Annotated in this window: 17 protein-coding genes; 8 read left to right on the plus strand and 9 right to left on the minus strand. The window is 73.5% G+C overall.

All coding sequences use genetic code 11. The annotated features are described in order from the left end of the window. Nucleotides 1–2: 2 nt before the first annotated feature. Complete coding sequence (locus SNE206_RS27800) at nt 3–1,028, plus strand: TIGR04222 domain-containing membrane protein (protein WP_407916245.1); 1,026 nt, start codon at nt 3–5, stop codon at nt 1,026–1,028. Nucleotides 1,029–1,107: 79 nt separating this feature from the next. Next, nucleotides 1,108–1,881, plus strand: a complete 774-nt coding sequence (locus SNE206_RS27805) for a TIGR04222 domain-containing membrane protein (RefSeq protein ID WP_407916246.1) — start codon at nt 1,108–1,110, stop codon at nt 1,879–1,881. A gap of 102 nt (nt 1,882–1,983) precedes the next feature. Here the strand turns inward: SNE206_RS27805 and hemQ are convergent, their stop codons facing one another. Together hemQ and hemG are read right to left on the minus strand one after the other, a co-directional pair. Next, nucleotides 1,984–2,697 carry a hydrogen peroxide-dependent heme synthase gene (gene hemQ / locus SNE206_RS27810; RefSeq protein ID WP_407916247.1) on the minus strand — a complete coding sequence of 238 codons (714 nt, stop codon included), beginning with the start codon at nt 2,695–2,697 and terminating at the stop codon, nt 1,984–1,986. Beyond that, nucleotides 2,694–4,100, minus strand: coding sequence for a protoporphyrinogen oxidase (gene hemG, locus SNE206_RS27815; protein ID WP_407916248.1), 1,407 nt, complete (start codon nt 4,098–4,100; stop codon nt 2,694–2,696). The genes hemQ and hemG overlap by 4 nt, the downstream gene beginning before the upstream one ends. A 230-nt stretch (nt 4,101–4,330) precedes the next feature. On the opposite strand from hemG, the gene SNE206_RS27820 reads away from it, so the two are divergent. Beyond that, nucleotides 4,331–5,395 (plus strand): DUF4349 domain-containing protein, encoded by a 1,065-nt coding sequence (locus SNE206_RS27820; RefSeq protein WP_407916249.1) that lies wholly within the window; start codon nt 4,331–4,333, stop codon nt 5,393–5,395. Between the two features lie 58 nt (nt 5,396–5,453). Here SNE206_RS27820 and hemE read toward each other — a convergent pair whose 3' ends face one another. Continuing rightward, nucleotides 5,454–6,467, minus strand: coding sequence for a uroporphyrinogen decarboxylase (gene hemE, locus SNE206_RS27825; protein ID WP_407916275.1), 1,014 nt, complete (start codon nt 6,465–6,467; stop codon nt 5,454–5,456). Between the two features lie 232 nt (nt 6,468–6,699). Here hemE and SNE206_RS27830 point away from each other — a divergent pair, with 232 nt between their 5' ends. The 5 genes from SNE206_RS27830 (at nt 6,700) to SNE206_RS27850 (ending at nt 13,635) form a co-directional block, all read left to right on the plus strand. Further along, the gene (locus SNE206_RS27830; protein ID WP_407916250.1) at nt 6,700–7,350 is read left to right on the plus strand and encodes a DUF3000 domain-containing protein; all 651 of its coding nucleotides are present in this window, start codon (nt 6,700–6,702) and stop codon (nt 7,348–7,350) included. 486 nt (nt 7,351–7,836) lie between these two features. Further along, entirely contained in the window at nt 7,837–8,571 is a 735-nt protein-coding gene (locus SNE206_RS27835) for a LuxR C-terminal-related transcriptional regulator (RefSeq protein WP_407916251.1), read from the plus strand. A gap of 209 nt (nt 8,572–8,780) precedes the next feature. Then, on the plus strand, nt 8,781–10,070 hold the full coding sequence (locus SNE206_RS27840) for an HRDC domain-containing protein (RefSeq protein ID WP_407916252.1): 1,290 nt from the start codon (nt 8,781–8,783) through the stop codon (nt 10,068–10,070). 218 nt (nt 10,071–10,288) lie between these two features. Next, nucleotides 10,289–11,506: a thiolase family protein gene (locus SNE206_RS27845; RefSeq protein ID WP_407916253.1), complete on the plus strand. Its 1,218-nt coding sequence runs from the start codon at nt 10,289–10,291 to the stop codon at nt 11,504–11,506. 2 nt (nt 11,507–11,508) lie between these two features. Beyond that, nucleotides 11,509–13,635 (plus strand): 3-hydroxyacyl-CoA dehydrogenase NAD-binding domain-containing protein, encoded by a 2,127-nt coding sequence (locus SNE206_RS27850; protein ID WP_407916254.1) that lies wholly within the window; start codon nt 11,509–11,511, stop codon nt 13,633–13,635. A 267-nt stretch (nt 13,636–13,902) separates the two neighbouring features. On the opposite strand, the gene SNE206_RS27855 is transcribed toward SNE206_RS27850, so the two are convergent. From SNE206_RS27855 to SNE206_RS27880, 6 genes are all read right to left on the minus strand, one after another. Next, nucleotides 13,903–15,414 carry an ArnT family glycosyltransferase gene (locus SNE206_RS27855; protein ID WP_407916255.1) on the minus strand — a complete coding sequence of 504 codons (1,512 nt, stop codon included), beginning with the start codon at nt 15,412–15,414 and terminating at the stop codon, nt 13,903–13,905. Nucleotides 15,415–15,554: 140 nt separating this feature from the next. Next, nucleotides 15,555–17,465, minus strand: coding sequence for a 1-deoxy-D-xylulose-5-phosphate synthase (gene dxs / locus SNE206_RS27860; RefSeq protein WP_407916256.1), 1,911 nt, complete (start codon nt 17,463–17,465; stop codon nt 15,555–15,557). 218 nt (nt 17,466–17,683) lie between these two features. Then, complete coding sequence (locus SNE206_RS27865; RefSeq protein ID WP_407916257.1) at nt 17,684–18,961, minus strand: sugar ABC transporter permease; 1,278 nt, start codon at nt 18,959–18,961, stop codon at nt 17,684–17,686. Next, the gene (locus SNE206_RS27870) at nt 18,958–19,746 is read right to left on the minus strand and encodes an ATP-binding cassette domain-containing protein (RefSeq protein ID WP_407916258.1); all 789 of its coding nucleotides are present in this window, start codon (nt 19,744–19,746) and stop codon (nt 18,958–18,960) included. The genes SNE206_RS27865 and SNE206_RS27870 overlap by 4 nt, the downstream gene beginning before the upstream one ends. A gap of 170 nt (nt 19,747–19,916) precedes the next feature. Then, nucleotides 19,917–21,011 (minus strand): sugar ABC transporter substrate-binding protein, encoded by a 1,095-nt coding sequence (locus SNE206_RS27875; protein WP_407916259.1) that lies wholly within the window; start codon nt 21,009–21,011, stop codon nt 19,917–19,919. A 178-nt stretch (nt 21,012–21,189) separates the two neighbouring features. Beyond that, nucleotides 21,190–22,386, minus strand: coding sequence for an ROK family protein (locus SNE206_RS27880; protein ID WP_407916276.1), 1,197 nt, complete (start codon nt 22,384–22,386; stop codon nt 21,190–21,192). Nucleotide 22,387: the final 1 nt, after the last annotated feature.

Genomic DNA, 22,387 nt, shown 5'->3' on the forward strand with positions numbered 1-22,387 from the left:
CGATGTGGAGCGGTGAATTCGGGGTGGCCCTCGTCCTGGTCGTACCGACCGGGGTGGCGCTGCTGGCCGCGTCCCGCAGGCTGCGGCGCGTGCCGCAGCCGCGGGGACTGTCCGGCCGCGGGCTCGGCCTGCTGGACACGGCGTTCCTCGCCGGCGGCCCGGCCCGGGCCGCGGACGCGGCCCTGATACGGATGCAGCAGCAGGGCCGCGTGATCATCTCGCGCGACGGCACGGTGACGGTGACCGACCCGCGGCCCGCGGACGCCGTGGAGGCCGCCCTGATCGACGCGGTCGGCCCCGGCCGCCGCCGTGACGGCACCGCGGTCCGCCGGGAGGTGGCGCGCAGCGCCGCCGTCCAGCAGATCGGCAACGCGCTCGCGGACCGCGGACTGATGCGCCGCCCGGACCGGCAGCGCACGGTCGTGCGGCTGCGCCGCCTCTTCGGGCTGGCGCTCCTCGCGACGCTCGTCCTCGGCGTCGTGGCGGTGGCGTCCTGGGCCGGGCACAGCCTCGGCGAGGGCTACTCCGGGGCCCCGCCGGTCTTCCCGTTCGTCGCCGTGCTGATCCTCGGGGTGATCGTGATGGTCGGCACCAAGCCGGACCGGAGCCGGATCACCCCGGCCGGACGCCGCCAGCTCTCCCTGATGCGCGAGGGCGCGCCCTGGTACCCGCACGACGTCGTCGGCGCGCCCGCCGGGCTGCTGCTGCTCGGCGCACTGGCCCTCGAAGGCGTCGACCTGCTGCCGGACGAGGACCTGCGCGCCTCGCTGCTGGCCCGCCAGCAGGCCGTCGGCACGCCCGGCTCGTCCGGTGACTCCGGTTCGTCCTGCAGCGGCTCGGTGACGTGGTGCGGGTCGTCGGGGTCGGACGGCGGCTCGTCGAGCAGCTGCGGCTCGTCGTCGAACTCGTGCGGGTCCTCCTCCGGCTCGTGCGGCTCGTCGGGCAGTTCGTGCTCGTCCGGCAGCTCCTGCTCCTCGGGGAGCTCCTGCGGGTCCAGCTGCGGCGGGGGCGGCGGCTGCGGTTCGTGAGGGCGCGGCCGGTCACAGTTCGGTATCGCGGGCCGGGGACGTGTTCCCCGGCCGCATGCCGCGGGGCTAGAACAAGCCCATGTGGGTGCTCTTCCTGATCCCGGCCTGCGCGGCTGCCGCGTACTCCTGCCTGCGGCTGGTCCAGGTGGCGACACGGGCCGACGTGCTGGAGGTCTCCGGTCCCGCGCAGCCGTCCGCCGCGGTGGGCATCGGCCTGTACGAGACGGCGTACCTCGCGGGCGGCCCCGCCCGGGTGGTGGAGCTGGTGCTCGTCCTGATGGCCGGCCGCGGCCGGCTGCACCTGGCGCACACCGGCTGGACGACCGTCGTCGACCCGCGCGGGCGCACCCGGCTGGAGCGGGCGCTGATCGAGGCGATCGGGCCCGACGGCCAGTGCCGGACGGGCCCGCTGCGGGCCGAACTCGCCGCGCACCCCACGGTGCTGGAGGTGGGTGAGCGCCTCGCGCGGGCCGGGCTCGCCACGCCGGAGCCCGTCCGCGTCGGCACCTGGCGGGCGGTGCGGCAGGTGCGCCGCTCGCTGCTGCTGTGCCTGGTGCTGCTCACGGCGGCGCTGGCGCTGAGCGCGCCCGGCACGGACGACGCCCGGGCGGCCGTCGCGTGGTTCTCGCTGCCGCTGGTCCTCACCTGCGGCACCCTGCTGATGGCCCGGGTGGACGTGCACGCCTGCACGCGTTTCGCGGCGCCCGCCGGCATGGAGGTGCTGCGGACGGCCCGCCTGCCGCGGCAGGCGGACCGTGGCCGCGACCAGGAGCAGGCACTGCTGCGGGCCGTCGCGATGGCGGGTCCGGCGGCCCTGGCGGACGAGCGGCTGCGGGCCGCCCTGCGGACCTGAGGCCGGGGCCCGGGCCGGAAGCCGGGGAGCCGGAAGCCGGGGCCGCCCGGGGCCCGGTGGCGCCGCGGTGCGGCGCCCGACCGGGCGGGCGACCTGGCGGTGTCAGGCCAGGCTGGCGAGGAGCTCGGCGACGGGCTTGCGGCGGCCGGTGTAGAACGGCACCTCCTCGCGGACGTGCAGCCGGGCCCGCGAGGGACGCAGGTCGCGCATCAGGTCGACGATGCGGTGCAGCTCGTCGGCCTCGAAGGCGAGCAGCCACTCGTAGTCGCCGAGGGCGAAGGACGCGACCGTGTTGGCGCGGACGTCCGGGTAGCCGCGGGCCATCTTGCCGTGCTCGGCGAGCATGGCGCGGCGCTCCTCGTCGGGCAGCAGGTACCACTCGTAGGAGCGCACGAACGGGTAGACGCACACGTAGTCGCGGGGCTGCTCGTCGGCGAGGAACGCCGGGATGTGCGACTTGTTGAACTCGGCCGGGCGGTGCAGCGCCATGTTCGACCAGACCGGCTCCAGCACCCGGCCGAGGCCGGTGCGGCGGAAGCGGTTGTACGCCTCCTGCAGGTCGTCGGAGCTCTCGGCGTGCCACCAGACCATGACGTCGGCGTCGGCGCGCAGGCCGGAGACGTCGTAGGTGCCGCGCACGGTGACGTCCTTCGCGTCGAGCTGCGCGAAGAGGCCGTCGACCTCGGCGGCGAGCGCGGTCCGGTCCTCGGGCAGCTCGCCCCTGAGCCTGAACACCGACCACATGGTGTAGCGGATGACCTGGTTGAGGTCGCGGGCCTTCTTCTTCACGGGCTGCTGCTCGGTGCTCTCAGTCATGGGGCCATTCTCCCCTCCGCGACGGATGCTCCGGCCGCCGGGGTCAGCACCTCGCCGACGGCGCGCCGGGCGCTCGCGATGCAGGCCGGGATGCCCACGCCGTCGTACGCCGCGCCGCACACGGCCAGGGCGCCGGCCTCGGCGACGTGCCGGCGGATCCGCTCCACCCGGTCGAGGTGGCCGACCGGGTACTGCGGCAGCCCCTGCCGCCAGCGGGTCACGGCGGTGGCGTACGGCGCGGCCCGCAGGCCCGCCGCGTCCGCGAGGTCGGCGAGCGAGCGGCCGACGAGCTCCTCGTCGGCCAGGTCGAGCGCGGCCTCCTCCCGGTGCCGCCCGAGCGAGGTGCGGAGCACGAAGGTGTCGGGCGCGGACTGCTCCAGCCACCCCCACTTGTTGCTGGAGAAGGTCGAGGCCTTGATCGCGCGGCCGTCCACCGGCGGCACCAGGAAACCGCTGCCCTGCGGCAGCCGGTCGAGGTCCGCGCGGCGGAACGCCATGGTGACGAGCGCCATCCCGGCGTACTCGACGGCGGCGAGCTCGGCGGCGGCGCGGGGCGCGTCGGCCTGCAGCAGGGCGGCGGCCTGCGCGGCCGGGACGGCGAGGACGACGGCGTCGGCGTGCAGCACCTCGCCGCCGGTGACGACGCGCCAGCCGCCCGGGGTGCGCCGCAGCCCGTCGACCGGGGTGCCGGTGCGCACGTCGGCGCCGGTCCGGCGGAGGTGGGCCGCGGCGGCCGCGGGCAGCGAGCCGAGCCCGCCGCGGATGCCCTGGAAGACCGGGCCCGCACCGGCCCGCGGCCGGCCGACGAGCGCGCGCACGCCGTCGACGAGCGGCTCGCCGGACTGCACGAGGGGCAGCAGCTGGGGGACGGCGGCGCGCAGCGAGATCTCGTCGGCGTGGCCGGCGTAGACGCCGCCGAGCAGCGGCTCGACCAGCCGGTCGACGACCTCGCGGCCGAGTCGCGCGGCGACGTACGCGCCGATGGCGACGTCCGGTCCCGTCGCGGCGGGCCGCTCGTGGCGGGCGCGGTCGAGGCCCGCGTCGGAGAGCACGGTGGAGGCCGCGAGGGCGTCGAGGTCGCCGGGCACGCCCATGAGCTGTCCGCCGGGCAGCGGGCGCAGCGCGCCGCGGGTCCAGATCGAGGCCTTCGCGGTGGTGGGCGGCTCCAGGGCGTCGGCGAGGCCGACCTCCTCGGCGAGCGCCACGGCCTCGGGCCGGCGGGCGAGCATCGACTCCGCCCCGAGGTCGACGCGGACGCCGCCGACCTCACCCGTCATCAGCTTGCCGCCGACCCGGCCGGACGCCTCCAGCAGCGTGACCCGGCGCGGCCCGCCGCTCAGGAACACCGCTGCGGCGAGTCCGGCGATGCCGCCGCCGATCACCACGACATGAGGTTCTGCCATGCCTGGCAGTCTCGCACTCCTTACCTCCCGCGCCCCGCCGGGTCGGGCCGCCGACCGCCGCCGTGCGGGCCCGCTCACGGGAGCGGGCCGTCGGCTCCGTCGGGTGCGCGAGCCGGTGTACATCGGAGCGAGGCCGAGACGTGATCTTTTCGGGATGAACGCAACGGGTCCTGATCGGCGGCTTCCGCGTCCAATAGGCGAAGAACCGGACGCGACAGGGGAGGACCGGGATGAGGGCGAGAGGGAGACGGCTGCTCGCAGGCGCAGCCGTGGCGGCGGCACTGCTGCTCAGCGGATGCGGCGCGGACGGCGGGGGCAGCACGTCGGCGGACGCGGCCGTGGCACCGGCGGCCGACGGCGGCGGCGCCGCGAAGGCGGCACCGCCGGGCACCGCCCCGGCGGGCGCGGGCGGGGGCGGGGCGGAGAAGGCGGACGCCCCGGCAGCCCCGTCGGCCGGCCCCACCGCGAACGCCGCCGACCGCCGGTACATCGCGTACACCGGGCGGATCGTGCTGGAGGTGAAGACGGCCGACCTCGACCGGGTGGCGGACGCCGTCCGCGGGGTGGCGACCGGCGGCGGGGGCTTCGTCGGCGGCGAGTCGCTGAACGGCGGCCAGGGCGGCCCGTCGAGCGGCCGGATCGAGCTGAAGGTGCCGTCGGCCCGCTTCCAGCAGGCGATCGAGCAGCTGGCGGGTCTCGGCACGGTGGTGTCGCGGTCGAGCCAGGCCGACGACATGACGCAGCAGGTGGTCGACACGGAGAGCCGGCTGAAGACGCAGCAGGCCTCGGTCGACCGGGTGCGCGCCCTGCTCTCCGGTGCGAAGACGCTCTCCGAGGTGGTGTCGCTGGAGAGCGAGCTGACCCGGCGGGAGGCCGACCTGGAGTCGCTCAAGCGGCAGCAGCAGGAGCTCGCCGCGCAGACCTCGCTGTCGACGATCACCGTGGAGCTGCGCCGGCCGTCGGTGACGGCCGGCGAGGAGGAGGAGCCGGACGGCCTGTGGACGACGGTGGCCGACGCCTTCCGGGACGGCTGGCGGGTGCTGTGGGCGATCCTGCGGGGGCTGCTGATCACCCTGGCCGCGCTGTCGCCGTTCCTGCTGCTGCTCGCGCCGGTGGCGTGGCTGGTGCGCCGGTCGGTGCTGCGCCGCCGGAAGGCCGCGCCGCCGAAGCCGCCCGGGCCGGTCTGGCCGGCGCCCGCGCCGGGACCGCGGCCGCAGGGCGGCCCCGGCTCCGTGCCGGGTCAGCGGATGCCGGAGGCGCCGCAGCAGTCGGACGGTCCGGCGGCGGGCGAGTGACGTCCGCCGGGGGGTGACCGCCGGGGCGGGGGCCGGTGCGCCGGCCCCCGCCACGGTGTCAGAGGGCGCTCGTCTCGTGCACGAAGGCGACCAGGCGGCTCAGGGCGTCCGGGTCCATCGAGGGCATGACGCCGTGGCCGAGGTTGAAGATGTGGCCGCTGCCGCCGAGCGCCTGGGCGGCGTGGAGCACCTCGCGGGCCTTGGTCTCGACGACCCGGGTCGGGGCGTAGAGCACGGCGGGGTCGAGGTTGCCCTGCAGCGCCTTGCCGGGGCCGACCCGGTCGGCGGCGATGTCGAGCGGCACGCGCCAGTCGACGCCGACCACGTCCGCGCCGGCCTGGCCCATGAGGCCGAGGAGTTCGCCGGTGCCGACGCCGAAGTGGATCCGCGGGACGCCGTAGGAGGCGACCGCGTCGAAGACCCGGGTGCTCGCGGGCAGCACCGAGCGGCGGTAGTCGTCGGGGGCGAGCGCGCCGACCCAGGAGTCGAAGAGCTGGACGGCGGAGGCGCCGGCCTCGATCTGGATCTTCAGGAAGGCGGCGGTGATGTCCGCCAGCCGGTCGACCAGGCCCGCCCACAGCTCGGGGGCGCCGTACATCATGGCCTTGGTCTTCTCGTGGCTCTTCGACGGCCCGCCCTCGACCAGGTAGCTGGCCAGCGTGAACGGCGCGCCGGCGAAGCCGATCAGCGGGGTGCTGCCGAGCTCGTCGACGAGCAGGCCGACCGCCTCGGTGATGTACGGCATGTCGTCCGGCTCCAGCGGGCGCAGCCGGTCGAGGTCCTCGACGGTGCGGATGGGGTCGGCGATGACCGGGCCGACGCCCGGCTTGATGTCGACGTCGATGCCGACCGCCCGCAGCGGCACCACGATGTCGCTGAAGAAGATCGCCGCGTCCACCTTGTGCCGGCGCACGGGCTGGAGGGTGATCTCCTTCACCAGCTCGGGGCGCATGCAGGACTCCAGCATGGGGATCCCCTCGCGCACCTTGAGGTACTCGGGCAGCGAGCGGCCGGCCTGCCGCATGAACCAGACCGGGGTGTGCGGCACCGGCTCACGGCGGGCCGCGCGCAGGAACGCGGAGTCGTGCGCGGCACTGCGCCGCTCGTGGGGCTGCGGGCCGGGCTGGGCTGCGGGGGTCGCCGCGGGAGTCTCACTCACGCGTCGAATCTTCGCACGCGCGCCGGGTGCGGCCGTCGCGGGCGGCTCGTAGGTTCGTCCGAGATCCGCCTCCCGGGGCCCTACGGCACGCCGCACCGACGGAAGTTGCTCGGATTGGGGCCGCGGGCGACCTAGGCTTCCCTCCATGGCAGCGGTCGGCGGGCACCCCGCACAAGGTGGCGGAACGGACAAGGAAGCGGCGCCGATCGAGTTCCGCCGCGCGCTGGAGGCGATGGCCGGCGCCCGGCTCCGCCCCGAGGTGCAGCTCTCCCCCGCCCCGGCCCCCCGCCGGCTGGCCCCGTTCGCGTACGCCCTGACGGCCACCGTGGAGGTGGACGGCGAGGAGCTGGCCGACGGCCGGCTGGTGCTGCTGCACGACCCCGCGGGCCAGGAGGCCTGGCACGGCGACTTCCGGGTGGTCACCATGACCCGGGCCGAGCTGGAACCGGAGATGGCGGGCGACCCGATGCTCGGCGAGGTCGGCTGGGCCTGGCTGATGGACGCGCTGCAGGCGCACGGGGCCGGGTACGCCGAGCCGGGCGGCACCGTGTCGCGCTGCGCCTCGCACTACTTCGGCGCCCTGGCGGACCGGCCGGCGTCGACGGAGATCGAGGTGCGGGCGTCCTGGACGCCCGCGGACCGCCGCTTCGACCGGCACCTCGCCGCCTGGGGCGACCTGCTGGGCATCTGCGCCGGCCTGCCCCCGGTCACGGCCGGCGCGGCCGCACTGCCGGACGGCCCGCCGCTGGGCGGCGTCGTGCCGATGCCGGCCCGCCGCCGACCGCGACCGCACTGACGGCGGACCCCGGGGCGCTCCCCCGCCCCCGCCCGTCCTGACGCCCCGTCCCGGCCCGCGCCTCCCGCACCCCCTCCCGCGCCGTCCTGCGGCGCCCCGGCGCACCGCCGCGCCGTCACCCCGCCGCACCGCCGCCCGGGCCGCCGGCCCGGGCCCCGCGCGGGCCGCCGCACGTCCGGGGGACGTGCGGACCGTCACGGCGCACCGCCACCCGCAGGACTGACGGAGTGTGGCTTCCGTCCCGCTCTGCGTCAATTACCGCCACAGAGTTGATCATCTCGTTTCGGTATCGATCGAGCCTGAGCGATTCCCGAGCATGTCGCATCAGTCGACTGCGCGGTTTGTCCGTATTGTTACTCACCAGATCGTGATCTTTCGCTAAAGCCGGGCACGGATGATGCCGAAGGTGTCAGTGACCCTTTCCGAACGCGGAACACTCCGACCGCCCCATCGGGGTTCCGTCCGCCACTCCCCACAGGAGGCCTGGTGTCGGTCCTTCTCGAGCACCCCGCACACGTGGCCGCGTACCGTCCGACGAAGCCCACCGCCATGGTGGTCATCGCGGACCCGCGCGTCCGAAACACCGTCACCCGGCATCTGTGGGCCCTCGGTGTCCGCGACGTCATCGAGGTCTCCTCGATCGCCGAGGCCCGGCCGCGGGTCGCCACGCCCCGCGACATCTGCATCGCCGACGTGCACCTCCCGGACGGTTCCGGGCTGACCATCCTGGCCGAGACCAGGGCCGCGGGCTGGCCCAACGGTCTCGCCCTCTCCGCCGCCGACGACATCGGCGCCGTGCGCTCCGCCCTCGCGGGCGGCGTCAAGGGCTACGTCGTCACCGGAACGCGCACCAACCTGGCGATGCCGGGCCGACCGGGCATGCCGCTGGGCGCGGCACACCTGGCCGGCCGGATGCGCCGTCCCGGCATGCCGGGCGTGCCCGGCACCCCCGGCGCCCACGGCGCCCACGGCGCGCCCGGGGCACCCGGTGCACCCGGAGCGCCGGGGGCCCAGCCCACGGCGTACCGGGAGCTCTCCGGCCGCGAGGTCGAGGTGTTGCGGCTGGTGGCGGAGGGCCAGTCCAACAAGGCCATCGGCGTGGCCATGGGCCTGTCCGCCCTGACCGTCAAGAGCCACCTGGCCCGGATCGCCCGCAAGCTGGGCACCGGCGACCGGGCCGGCATGGTCGCGGTGGCGCTGCGCACGGGCATCATCCACTGATCCCTGCACCGTATCGGCGGAGGCCCGGAGGAACGTTTCCTCCGGGCCTCCGCCGTGCCGCGGCGGGCCGCCGTACGGGCGGCCACCCTGCTCACCGGCACCACCGCGGGCGGGCGTCCGGCGGGCCACGGCCCGGCGGCATATGTCGGAACACAGTCTGACCAGTCCGACAACACTCCCGGCCGCGGACGCCGTCGTACCCTTGGGGGGTGACCGACGCCGTAGCAGCCATCCCTGAAGAGACAGCCCCGGTCCCGCTCCTCGAACCGCGGGAGGGGCTGCCACCCGTCGTGGCCGACGAGCAGGCGCTCGCGGCGACGGTCGCAGCCTTCGCCGCAGGCAGCGGGCCGGTCGCCGTCGACGCCGAGCGCGCCTCCGGCTACCGCTACGGCCAGCGGGCGTACCTCATCCAGCTGCGGCGCGCCGGGGCCGGCACCGCGCTGATCGACCCGATCGCCTGCCCGGACCTCGCGGGCCTCGGCGAGGCGCTCGCCGACGCCGAGTGGGTCGTGCACGCCGCCACCCAGGACCTGCCCTGCCTCGCCGAGGTGGGCATGCGTCCGCGCCGGCTCTTCGACACCGAGCTCGCGGGCCGGCTGGCCGGCTTCCCCCGGGTGGGCCTGGGCCCGATGACCGAGAACGTTCTCGGCCTGTCGCTCGCCAAGGAGCACTCCGCGGTCGACTGGTCGACCCGCCCGCTGCCCGAGCCCTGGCTGCGCTACGCGGCCCTGGACGTCGAGGTGCTGGTCGAGCTGCGCGACGCGCTCGAGGAGGAGCTGGACTCCCAGGGCAAGCTCGGCTGGGCCCTGCAGGAGTTCGCGGCCCTCGCCGCGGCCCCGCCGCCCGCGCCGCGGGTCGACCCGTGGCGGCGCACCTCGCAGCTGCACAAGGTGCGCCGGCGCCGGCAGCTCGCCGCCGTGCGCGAGCTGTGGCAGGCCCGGGACAGGATCGCCCGCGAACGCGACGTCTCCCCCGGCCGGGTGCTGGCCGACGCCGCGATCGTCAACGCCGCGCTCGCCATGCCGCTGAACGCCGCCGCGCTGGTCGCCGTGCAGGGCTTCGGCCCGCGGGTGAACCGGCGTCAGCTCGACCAGTGGCTGGCAGCCCTCCAGCGGGCCCGCGAGCTGCCCGAGGCCCAGCTGCCGACCGCCACCGCACCGCACGACGGCCCGCCGCCGCCGCGCGCCTGGGCCGAGAAGGACCCGGTCGCGGCCGCCCGGCTCACCTCCGCCCGCGCCGCGGTCACGGCGCTGGCCGAGGAGAAGAACCTGCCGGCGGAGAACCTGATCACGCCGGACCTCGTGCGCCGGGTCACGTGGGAGCCGCCGGCCGGGCAGGGCGCCGCGTCGATCGCGGCCGCACTGCGGGCGCTCGGCGCCCGCGCCTGGCAGACCGAGCTGGTGGCCCCGGCCCTCGCCGGGGCGTACGCCGCCGCGGACGCCGCCGCCGCTGCGGCTGCCGCCGCCGAGGCCGCCGAGGCCGCAGGCGCCGAGAACTGACCGTCCGCGGCACGGACGCCGAGGGGCGCGGGCGACCGCGCCCCTCGGCATTTCCGCCCGGCCCGCGCCGGACGTGTCGCGCGACACACGGTGTCCGGGGGGTGTCGCCCCTGGGCAAGGTAGTTACCGACGGGTAGCATGGCCGTGAAGCAGCGCCGCTCCACCCGTGAGCTGTGCGGACTGCACTCAACGTCATGTCCCCTGGGAGGAGAGCCCCCGTGCCTCGTACCGCGAGGGACGTCGTCTTCGTCGACGGCGTCCGCACCCCGTTCGGCAAGGCCGGCCCGAAGGGCATCTACCACGAGACCCGCGCGGACGACCTGGTCGTCAAGTGCATCCGTGAGCTGGTGCGCCGCAACCCGAACCTGCCCGTCGAGCGGATCGACGAGGTCGCCATCGCGGCCACCACGCAGATCGGCGACCAGGGCCTCACCATCGGCCGCACCGCCGGTCTGCTGGCAGGCCTGCCGAAGTCCGTCCCGGGCTACGCCATCGACCGCATGTGTGCCGGCGCGATGACCGCCGTCACCGCCACCGCGGGCGGCATCGCCTTCGGCGCCTACGACATCGTCGTGGCCGGCGGCGTCGAGCACATGGGCCGCCACCCCATGGGCGAGGGCGTCGACCCGAACCCGCGTTTCGTCTCCGAGAAGCTGGTCGACGAGTCGGCCCTCTTCATGGGCATGACCGCGGAGAACCTGCACGACCGCCTCCCGCACATCACCAAGGAGCGCTGCGACGCGTACGCGGTGCGCTCGCAGGAGAAGGCCGCCAAGGCGTACGCCAACGGCGACATCCAGCCCGACCTGGTGCCGGTCGCGATCCGCAACACCAACCCCGAGATCGGCGAGACCGGCTGGGGCCTGGCGACCACGGACGAGCCGATGCGCCCGGGCACCACCATGGAGTCGCTGGCGAAGCTCAAGACCCCGTTCCGCCCGCACGGCAACATCACCGCGGGCAACGCGGCCGGCCTCAACGACGGCGCCACCGCCTCGCTGCTCGCCGCCGAGGACGTCGCCGAGGAGCTCGGCCTGCCGATCAAGATGCGCCTGGTCTCCTACGCCTTCGCCGGCGTCGAGCCCGAGGTCATGGGCATCGGCCCCGTCCCCGCGACCGAGAAGGCCCTGGCCAAGGCCGGCCTGACGATCGACGACATCGGCGCCTTCGAGATCAACGAGGCCTTCGCCGTCCAGGTGCTCTCGCTCCTCGACCACTACGGCATCGCCGACGACGACGAGCGCGTCAACCCGTACGGCGGTGCGATCGCGTTCGGCCACCCGCTGGCCTCCTCGGGCGTGCGCCTGATGACGCAGCTGGCCCGCCGCTTCGAGCAGCGCCCCGACGTCCGCTACGGCCTGACCACCATGTGCATCGGCTTCGGCATGGGCGGCACGGTCATCTGGGAGAACCCGCACTTCGAGGGTGGTAAGTGAGCATGAGCACCACTGAGCTGCTGAAGCGCGCGGCCGAGCTGTTCCCCGGCGAGGTCGTCACCACCGCGCACGTACGCCACCTCGACCTGCCGCAGCAGGCCGGCCGGCTGGCGCTGATCACCCTGGACAACGGCTTCGACCACACCAAGCCGACCACCTTCGGCCCGGGCTCGCTGGCGAAGCTCTCCGAGGCGCTCGACCAGGTCGAGGCCGAGGCCGCCGAGGGGAAGATCGCCGCCGTGGCGATCACCGGCAAGCCGTTCATCTTCGCGGTCGGCGCCGACCTCAAGGGCGTCGAGGTGCTCAAGGAGCACAGCGACGCGCTGGCCATCGGCAAGGGCGGCCACGACGTCTTCAAGCGGATCGCCGCGCTCGCCGTCCCCTCCTTCGCCTACTACAACGGTGCGGCGATGGGCGGCGGCGTCGAGGTCGGCCTGCACTGCACCTACCGCACGGTCAGCTCGGGCGTCCCGGCGTTCTCGCTGCCCGAGGTGTTCCTCGGCCTCGTCCCCGGCTGGGGCGGCTGCACCATCCTGCCGAACCTCATCGGCCCGGCGAAGGCCGTCAAGGTCATCGTCGAGAACTCGATGAGCCAGAACAAGCAGCTCAAGGGCGCCGAGGTGTTCGAGCTCGGCATCGCGGACGCGATCTTCGAGCCGGCCGACTTCCTGGAGCAGTCCCTGCACTGGACGGCCGCGGTCCTCAAGGGCCAGATCGCCGTGCAGCGCGAGGAGATCGACCGCGGCAAGGCCTGGGACGACGCCGTCGCCTGGGGCCGCCTGGTCGCCGACGCCAAGGTGCACGGCGCCGCACCGGCCGCCTACAAGGCGCTCGACATCATCCAGCAGGTCAAGGACCAGGACCTGCAGGCCGGCTTCGACGCCGAGGACGCGGCCCTGGCCGACCTCATCATGAGCGGCGAGCTGCGGGCCGGCCTGTACGCCTTCAACCTGGTGCAGCGCCGTGCCAAGCGCCCCTTCGGCGCGCCGGACAAGTCGCTGGCCCGCCCGGTCTCCAAGGTCGGCGTCGTCGGCGCGGGCCTGATGGCCTCCCAGCTGGCGCTGCTGTTCGCCCGCCGGCTGGAGGTGCCGGTCGTGCTGACCGACATCGACCAGGCGCGCATCGACAAGGGCGTCGGCTACGTCCACGGCGAGATCGACAAGCTCCTCGCCAAGGGCCGCATCGGCAAGGACAAGTCGAACAAGCTCAAGGGCCTCGTCACCGGCCACCTCGACAAGGCCGTCGCCTTCGGCGACGCGGACTTCGTCATCGAGGCCGTCTTCGAGGAGATGGGCGTCAAGCAGAACGTCTTCGCCGAGCTGGAGGCCGTGGTCTCGCCGACCACGATCCTGGCGACCAACACCTCCTCGCTGTCGGTCACCGAGATGGCCTCGAAGCTGGAGCACCCGGAGCGGGTCGTCGGCTTCCACTTCTTCAACCCGGTCGCGATCCTCCCGCTGCTGGAGATCGTCCGCGCGGAGAAGACCGACGACGCCTCGCTGGCCACCGCCTTCGGTGTGGCCCGCAAGCTCCGGAAGACGGCCGTCCTCAGCAAGGACGCCCCGGCGTTCGTGGTGAACCGGATCCTCACCCGCTTCATGGGCGAGATCCAGACCGTCATCGACGAGGGCACGCCGTTCGAGACCGTCGAGAAGGCCGTGCTCCCGCTCGGCCTGCCGATGTCGCCGATCGCCCTGCTGGAGCTGGTCGGCCCGGCCATCGCCCTGCACGTCTCGGAGACCCTGCACGGGGCCTTCCCGGAGCGGTTCGCCGTCTCCGGCAACCTCGGCAAGGTCGTCACGGCGGGCAAGCGCGGCTTCTACGTCTGGGAGGACGGCAAGCAGGTCCTCGACCCGACCGTGCTGGAGCTGCTGACCTTCGGCGACACCGTGCTGACGGAGGAGCAGGTGCGCGAGCGCACCCTCGCCGCCGTCGCGCAGGAGATCGGCCTGATGCTGGACGAGGGCGTCGTCGGCGAGGCGCAGGACATCGACCTGTGCATGATCACCGGCGCGGGCTGGCCCTTCCACCTGGGCGGCATCACGCCGTACCTGGACCGCGAGGGCGTCTCCCAGCGGGTGAACGGCAAGCCGTTCCTCGCCCCGGGCGTGGCCTCCGTGCCGGCCTGACACCCGGCCCGGCACTGCCGCACGACCACCGCAGGACCCACGAAGGCCCCCCGCCGCACGGCGGGGGGCCTTCGGCCGTCCGCGGCGGCACCGGGGGCAACCGCGCGGGCCGGGCAGCGGGTGGCCGGGCAACGGGTGGTGCCAGGAGGCCCGTACCGCCGTCCGGGGCGGGCGGCGGGCCGTGGGCGGCCGGACGGGGCCGGGCGGGCGGGGAGGCGGCCGTGCAGCGGCCCTGCGGGGCCGGCCGGGGGGAGAGGCCGGGGGGCGCTACTTCTTCAGGCGGTAGATCACGGTGTCGCCGGTCACGCCGACCACCTCGTAGTGCGAGTCGAGCATGCTCTCGATCCGGGGGATCAGCAGCGGCTGGTACGGCGCGGTGCCGGAGTCGTCGACGACGATCTCGGGCAGCCCCTTGGCGGCGAGCTCCGCGTCGAACGTCTGCCAGGCCTCGCTGACGCTGTAGTCCTCGCCGACCTTCTGGCCGTCCTTGCCGCCGCTGAAGTTGGTCAGGAACCCGGCCGTCAGGTAGCGGCTGGCGGGCCGCCGGTCGGCCAGCCAGTACAGCTCCGGGTGCATGCCCCACACCAGCACGGTGTCCTTGGGCGTGGTCTGCGCGGCGACCGCGGTGGCGACCTCGGTGGTCTCGGTGAGCTTCTGGCCGGGCCAGAACACCGCCAGCGCCCAGAAGACCGTGCACGCCACCGCCGAGTACGTGAGCACCGGCCGCCAGCGCACCGCCGAGGTGGAGACGGCGCCCACGCCGAGCAGCACCAGCGGCGGCATCAGCTGCAGGTAGTAGTGGCCGAAGAAGTGGAAGCCCACGCTCACGGCGACCGCCGAGGAGAGCAGCCACACCCACAGGTCGGCGGTGGAGCCGTGCTCCTCCCCCGCCACCGGTACGGACCCGCGGCGGCGGCGCAGCCACAGCCGGTACCCGAGGGGGACGACGAAGCCGAGCCCGGCGGCCAGCAGGATCGCCGAGTTGCCGAGCGCGCGGCCGGTCATCTGGAGCCACGCGCTGCCCGGCGAGGCGTAGTCGCCGCTGCCGGTGACCACCCAGAAGAGGAAGCCCTTCGGCTTGGTCAGGATCAGGGCGACGAGCGCTATCGGCAGGGCGAAGCCGAAGCCGATGCTGCCCAGCACGGGCGGCCAGCGCACGCCGCGCCGCCGGGCGTCCTGGAGGAGCATCCACAGCACCGGCAGCATCACCGCGCCGCCGGTCTGCTTGGTGAGCGAGCAGAGCGCCACCGCGATGCCCGCCGCCAGCCAGCGGCGCCGCTCCGCGTAGCGGAAGGCGGCCACCATGGCGGGCAGCATGAAGACCTCGAAGGTCGCGGCCTGGGTGTCCTCCGGCGCGAGGCCGATGGAGAGCAGCAGGTAGAGCGCGCCGGCGGCGCCGCCCGCCCGGTTGCCCCAGCGGCCGCGCGCGATCGAGGCGAGCAGCACCGCGGTGACGAGGTGCGCGACGATCGCGAGGCTGCGCAGCGGCCAGAGCGAGCCCGAGCCGAAGAGCGCGAAGCAGGCCTGGTAGAGCCAGGGCAGCAGCGGGGGCTTGCGGTCGACCACCGTGTCGTAGAGCACGCCGCCGTCGGCGAGCATGCGGGCCTGGGTGGCGAGGTAGCCCTCGTCGGGGCTCCACACCGGGCGCAGGAACGACGGGATGTGGGTGAGCGTCGCGAGGAGCGCCAGCACCGGGACGAGCCTGGTCCAGTAGCCCGTGCGGACCTGCGCGCGGACGCGGGCGGTCACGGGCGGGCGGCTGGCGGTCTCGGTGGGCACGGGTCACAACCTACCCGGCGTCCGCGACAGCAGTACCGGTGGTCCCGATATCCGTACGGGGGCGCCCTGGTTCCGGGCATGCCGCGGCCCCGGTCGCACGGGTGCGTCCGGGGCCGCGGGGTACGCCGCCGGCGGGCCGGTCAGGCCTGGACGGGCTGCGCGTCGAGGCGCGCCACCAGGGCGGTCACCTGGCGGGCGACGTCCGGGGCGGTGAGGCCGATCTCGGCGAGGATCTCCTCGCGCTTGGCGTGGTCGAGGAACTCCTGCGGGATGCCGAAGTCGCGCAGCGGGAGGTCGACGTCGGCGTCGCGCAGTGCCTGGGCGATCGCGGAGCCGACGCCGCCGGCGCGGCCGTTGTCCTCGACGGTGACGACGACGCGGTGCTCGGCGGCGAGGCCGGGCAGGGCCTTGTCGACCGGCTTGACCCAGCGCGGGTCGACGACGGTGGAGGTGATGCCCTGGGCGTCGAGCAGTTCGGCGGCCTCCAGGCAGAGCGGGGCCATGGCGCCGACCGAGACGATCAGCACGTCGGCGCGGCGGTCCCCGTGCTCGTGCGAGGTGTTCTCGCGGAGCACGTCCATGCCGCCGACGCGGCCGAGGGCGGGGACGGCCGGGCCGACGGAGCCCTTGGAGTAGCGGACGACGGTGGGGGCGTCGCCGACCTCGACGGCCTCGCGGAGCTGCGCGCGGACCTGGTCGGCGTCGCGCGGGGCGGCGAGCCGCAGGCCGGGCACGACCTGCAGGATCGACATGTCCCACATGCCGTTGTGGGAGGCGCCGTCGGTGCCGGTGACGCCGGCCCGGTCGAGCACGAAGGTGACGCCGAGGCGGTGCAGGGCGACGTCCATCAGCACCTGGTCGAAGGCGCGGTTGAGGAACGTCGCGTAGACCGCGACGACGGGGTGCAGGCCGTTGGTGGCCAGGCCCGCGGCGGAGACGGCGGCGTGCTGCTCGGCGATGCCGACGTCGAAGGTGCGGTCGGGGAAGGCCTTGGCGAACGGCGCGAGGCCGACCGGGTGGAGCATGGCGGCGGTGATCGCCACGATGTCCTTGCGCTCGCGGCCGAGCGCGACCATCTCCTCGCCGAAGACGGACGTCCAGTCCTTGCCGGAGGTCTTCACCGGCAGGCCGGTGTCGGGGTGGATGACGCCCACCGCGTGGAAGCGGTCCTCGTCGTTGTTCTCCGCGGCGTGGTAGCCGCGGCCCTTCTCGGTGATGCAGTGCACGATCACCGGGCCGCCGAAGCCGCGGGCCTTGGTGAACGCCGACTCCAGCGCCACCATGTCATGGCCGTCGATCGGGCCGATGTACTTGAGGCCGAGGTCCTCGAACATGCCCTGCGGCGCGATGAAGTCCTTGAGGCCCTTCTTGGCGCCGTGCAGGGTGTCGAAGAGCGACTGGCCGACCACGGGGGTGCGCTGGAGCGCGTCCTTGCCCCAGGAGAGGAACCGCTCGTAGCCCTGGGTGGTGCGCAGGGTCGAGAGGTGGTTCGCGAGGCCGCCGATGGTCGGGGAGTACGAGCGCTCGTTGTCGTTGACGACGATGACGACCGGCAGGTCCTTGCCGTCGGCGATGTTGTTGAGCGCCTCCCAGGCCATGCCGCCGGTGAGGGCGCCGTCGCCGATCACGGCGACGACCGGGCGGTCCTTGTGGCCCTGGATCTTGTTGGCCTTGGCGAGGCCGTCGGCGTAGCCGAGCACCGTGGAGGCGTGCGAGTTCTCGATGACGTCGTGCTCGGACTCGGCACGGCTCGGGTAGCCGGAGAGGCCGCCCTTCATCTTGAGCCGGGAGAAGTCCTGGCGGCCGGTGAGCAGCTTGTGCACGTAGCTCTGGTGGCCGGTGTCGAAGAGGATCCGGTCGCGCGGGGAGTCGAAGACCCGGTGCATGGCGATCGTGAGTTCGACCACACCGAGGTTGGGGCCGAGGTGGCCGCCCGTCTTCGAGACCTCTTCGACCAGGAAGCCGCGGATCTCCTCGGCCAGGTCGGCCAGCTGCGCCGGGGTGAGCCGGTCGAGATCGCGCGGTCCCCTAATGCGGGTCAGCAGGGCCACCCGTTCCTCCTCGTTCTCGGTTCCCGGGCCCGTGACGGGCCCGCCGGGCTTCGCCGCCCTTGTCTGCGGGGCGCTCCGATCGGTCGGAGTACCCCGGCTGGTCGAGTCTAATGTCCGACAGACGGACACCCTGCGCCGCAGGGGGCTTCGAAGGACATGACGAGGCCCGGCACCCGATCGGTTCGGGTGCCGGGCCTCACACCGTGCCGGGCGTGTCGTCAGCCGCGCCCGGAGGACTTCTGGGTCCGGCGGGAGACGGAGTCGAGCACGACGGCGCCGAGGAGCACCGCGCCGGTGATCATGTACTGGATCGCCTGGTTGACGTGCACCAGGTCGAGGCCGGTGATGATCGACTGGATGACCAGGATGCCGAGCAGCGCCGACCAGGTCTTGCCACGGCCGCCGAAGAGGCTGGTGCCGCCGATGACGGCCGCCGCGATGGAGTTCATGAGCACGCTGCCGCCGCCGAGGAGCTTGTCGGCGGAACCCTGCTGGGAGGCGATGAACAGACCGCCGAGGGAGGCCATGCCGGCCGAGATCATGAAGACCGAGATACGCACCCAGGCGACGTTGATGCCGGAGCGGCGGGCCGCCTCGACGCTGCCGCCGACCGCGAAGATCTGGCGGCCGTAGGAGGTGCGGCGGAGCACGAAGTCCGTGATGACGACGATGCCGAAGAAGACGACCAGCGGCATCGGGAGACCGCGGTCCTGGTTGAGCATGTAGGCCGCGACCAGCGCGATGACCGCGATGACGCCGGTGCGCAGGGCGATCTCGCCGATCGGGCGGGCGGGGAGGCCCGCGGCGGAGCGGCGGCGGCTGTCGATCAGCTGGCCGGCGGCGAAGAGGGCGATGCCGAGGATCGCGAACGCCCAGGTGAAGAAGACGTCGCCGTCGCCCAGGAAGTACGTGTCCATCTTGGCGATCACGCCGTCGTTGATCACGTTGACGGTGCCCTTGTCGCCGAGCACCGAGTTCTGCAGGCCCATCCAGGCGAGCATGCCGGCCAGGGTGACGACGAAGGCCGGGACGCCGATCTTCGCGAAGAAGAAGCCGTGCAGGGCGCCCATGCCGATGCCGACCGCCATCGCGATCAGCACGGCGAGCCACTCGTTGAGGCCCGAACGCACCGACAGCACGGAGGCGATCGCCGCGGAGACACCCGCGACGGAGCCCAGGGAGAGGTCGATCTCACCGAGCAGCAGCACGAAGACGATGCCGACGGCGATGAGGCCCGGGCCGGCGATCCACTTGGTGATGTTGGTGATGTTGTCGGCGTTGAGGAAGTCGCCGGTGATGCCCTGGAAGATGGCGCCGATGAGGATCAGGCCGAGCACGACGGGGACGGAGCCCAGGTCGCCGCTCTTCATCTTGCGGCGGAACTCCGCGATGTAGCCGGCGAAGCCGGCCTCGCGGACGAGGAGGCGCGGGTCGACCGCGGGCGCCAGCGGGGTCTCGGCCGCCGTGGCGTCGGTCGTGGTCTGGTCGGTGGTCACTTCGCGTCCTCCGCGATACGTGCCTGACGCCGGGTGACGGCGTTCTCGGTGGCGCCGGTGATGGCGGAGATGATCTCCTCGTGCGAGGTGCTGGCCACCTCGAAGACGCCGTTGTTGCGGCCCAGGCGGAGCACCGCGACGGTGTCCGCGACAGCCTTGACGTCGGCCATGTTGTGGCTGATCAGGATGACGCCGAGGCCGCGGTCGCGCAGGCGCTCGACCAGGTCGAGGACCTGGGCGGTCTGCTCGACGCCGAGGGCGGCGGTGGGCTCGTCGAGGATGACGATCTTGGGGTCGCCGACCAGGGCGCGCGCGATGGCGACGACCTGGCGCTGACCGCCGGAGAGCGCGGCGATCGGGATGCGGACGCTGGGGATGCGGATCGACAGCGTGTCGAGCAGCTCCTTGGCGCGCTTCTCCATCGCGACCTCGTCGAGCGCGCCGAAGCGGCGCAGCTCGCGGCCGAGGAAGAGGTTGCCGACCACGTCGAGGTTGTCGCAGAGCGCGAGGTCCTGGTAGACGGTGGCGACACCGAGGGCCTGGGCGTCGTGCGGCCGGTTGATCGCGACCTTGGCACCCTCCCACTCGATGGCGCCCTCGTCGATCGGGTGGACGCCGGCGATGGTCTTCACCAGCGTCGACTTGCCCGCTCCGTTGTCGCCGACCAGGGCGACCACCTCGCCGGCGTGGACCTCCAGGTGCACATCGGTGAGCGCCTGAACGGCACCGAAGCGCTTGGAGACACCGCGCAACGCCAGTACGGGTGCGCCTGTCACGTGAACCATCTCCTTCATTCCGCGCCGCCCTCACGAGGGCATGGCACGGCCTGCCGTGCACCGGCGGGGGCACGGGAGGGTAGTGCGAGAAAGGATTGTGTCGGCGCAGCGGTTGCGGTCACGCGGCGCCGAGGGGGCGGCCGCACCCCGGTGGTGCAGGGAGCGGCCGCCCGTCGGTGTTACTTCAGGCCCGCGGTGGCGCACGCGGCGGCGTAGCTGCCGGTGCAGATGTCGGCGACGGTGTAGAGCTTGTCGGCGATCACGGTGTCCTGGATGTTGGCCTTGGTGACGACCTTGGGGTCGAGCAGCTTGGCCGGGATGGCCTTGTCGGTGTCGCTGTCGATGGTCGACGAGGCGATGGCCTTGACGTCCTTGCCCTGCAGCAGGGCGACGGCGAGCTCGGCGGCCGAGTCGGCGAGCGGCTTGTACGCCTTGTAGATGGTGTACGACTGCTCACCGGTGACGAGGCGCTGGATGGCGTCGAGACCGGCGTCCTGGCCACCGACCGGGACGTTGATGCCCGCGGACTTCAGCTGGGTGATGATCGCGGCGGCCATGCCGTCGTTGGCGGAGTAGACGGCCTGGAAGCCGTCCTTGCCGAGCTGGGTGATCGCGGCGCCGATCTTCTGGCCGGCGACGGTGGGCTTCCACTCACCCGACTGCTCGTAGACGACGCCCTTGACCTTGCCGTCGAGGACCTTGTGGGCGCCCGACTTGAACTTGCCGGCGTTCGGGTCGGCCTCGTCACCGTTGATCATGACGATGTTCGACTCGGCGGCCTTGGCACCCAGGGCGTCGAGCAGGGCCTGGCCCTGGAGCTCGCCGACCTTCTCGTTGTCGAAGGAGACGTACGCGGAGACCGGGCCGGTGGCGAGGCGGTCGTACGCGATGACCTTGACGCCCTTCTCGGCCGCTTCCTTGACCCAGGACTGGGTCGAGGCGGCGTCGAACGCGTCCAGGATGATGACCTTGACGCCCTGGGTGATCAGGGTGTCGAACTGCTGCTTCTGCTTCGCGGCCGAGCCCTCGGCGTTGCTGTACTTGACGTTGCAGTCGCCGCACAGCTCCTTGACCTTGGCCTCGATGAACGGCTTGTCGAAGGACTCGTAGCGGACGGAGGACGCGTTCTCCGGAAGGAGCAGACCGATCGACTTGGTGTCGCCGGCCGAAGCGCTGTCCTTCTTGTCGTCGCCGGCCTTGCCACAGGCGGCCATGGAGAGGGCCATCGAAACAGCGGCGGTACCGATGACAGCGCGACGCATCATTGCGTTCATGGTGGGGGTGCCTCCCTGACAGAGCCGCAACATTGCGGCGAGGTTGGTGGGAGTCAACCCGGCCCGCCCGTTTGCCGTCAATAAGTAAAACCGCAACTGCGCTGATCCGAACCTTTTCGTTATCTTCCTGAAGGCGAAGCCGAGATCAAACGACCTCGGCCACCCCCGTCCGCCCAGCTCAGGCCGTGGATGCGGACGCCAGTCCGGTATGCCGGATAGCACCCGATTCGCCCATTTCGCTCATCACCAGGGCCAGCGCGCCCAGCACCTCCGCACGGCCACCGAGCGTGCCCGGCACGATCGACAACTGACGCGCCGCACTCGGGATCGCGTACCGCGCCACCGAGTCCCGGATCGGGGAAAGCACCAGCTCACCGGCCTCGGCGAGCTCCCCGCCGAGGATCACCCGGCGCGGGTTGAGCAGGTTGCACAGGGTCGCCACACCACTGCCGATCTGCCGGCCCGCGTCCGCGATCACCCGGCGACAGCCCAGATCGCCCTGCTGCGCCAGCTGCACGACCTTGGTCAGGGTCAGCTCACCGGGATGGCTAGCGTTCAAGAGGTTGAGCAGGTAGCGGGAGCCCACGAACGTCTCCAGGCACCCGCGGTTGCCGCAGCGGCAGACCGGACCGGCCTCGTCGAGCGTGATGTGCCCGATCTCGCCGGCCGTGCCCCCGGGGCCCCGGTAGATCTGCCCGTTGATGACCAGGCCGGAGCCCACACCGCTGGCCACCTTGATGTACGCGAGGTCGCTCAGCCCCCGCCCGGCGCCCCACACCAGCTCGCCGAGCGCACCCAGGTTGGCGTCGTTGTCGACGTACACCTGCATGCTCAGGCGCTGCGAGAGCTCCCGGCCCGGGTTGACGCCCGTCCAGCCCGGCAGGATCGCCGTCGAGCCGAGCGCCCCGGTCTCCACGTCGATCGGCCCGGGCACGCCCAGCCCCACCCCGATCACCTTGTCCGAGCGGAACCCCGCCTGCGACAGCAGCCGCTCCACCAGGGCCTCGGCCCGGTCGAAGCCCTGCTGCGCGGAGACGTCGGTGTCGATCGGCTCGCTCTCCTCGGCCAGCACCCGGTGCGCCAGGTTGCCGACGGCGACCCGCAGGTGGGTGTGGCCGAAGTCGACGCCCACCACGATCCCGGCGTCGCCGCTGAGCGAGACGCTGCGGGCCCGTCTGCCGCCCGAGGAGGTGTCGGCCACCACGACGGTGCCGGTCTCCTTCAGCTCGCGGACGATGTTGGACACCGTCGCCGCCGACAGTCCGGTGGACCTGGCGATCTCGGCCTGGGTCAGCGAGCCGGCCATCCTGACGGCCCGCAACACCCGTTCGAGGTTCGCCCGGTGCAGCGACGACTGCGATCCCGGCGTGTCCATC

It is taken from the genome of Kitasatospora sp. NE20-6 (assembly GCF_045862635.1).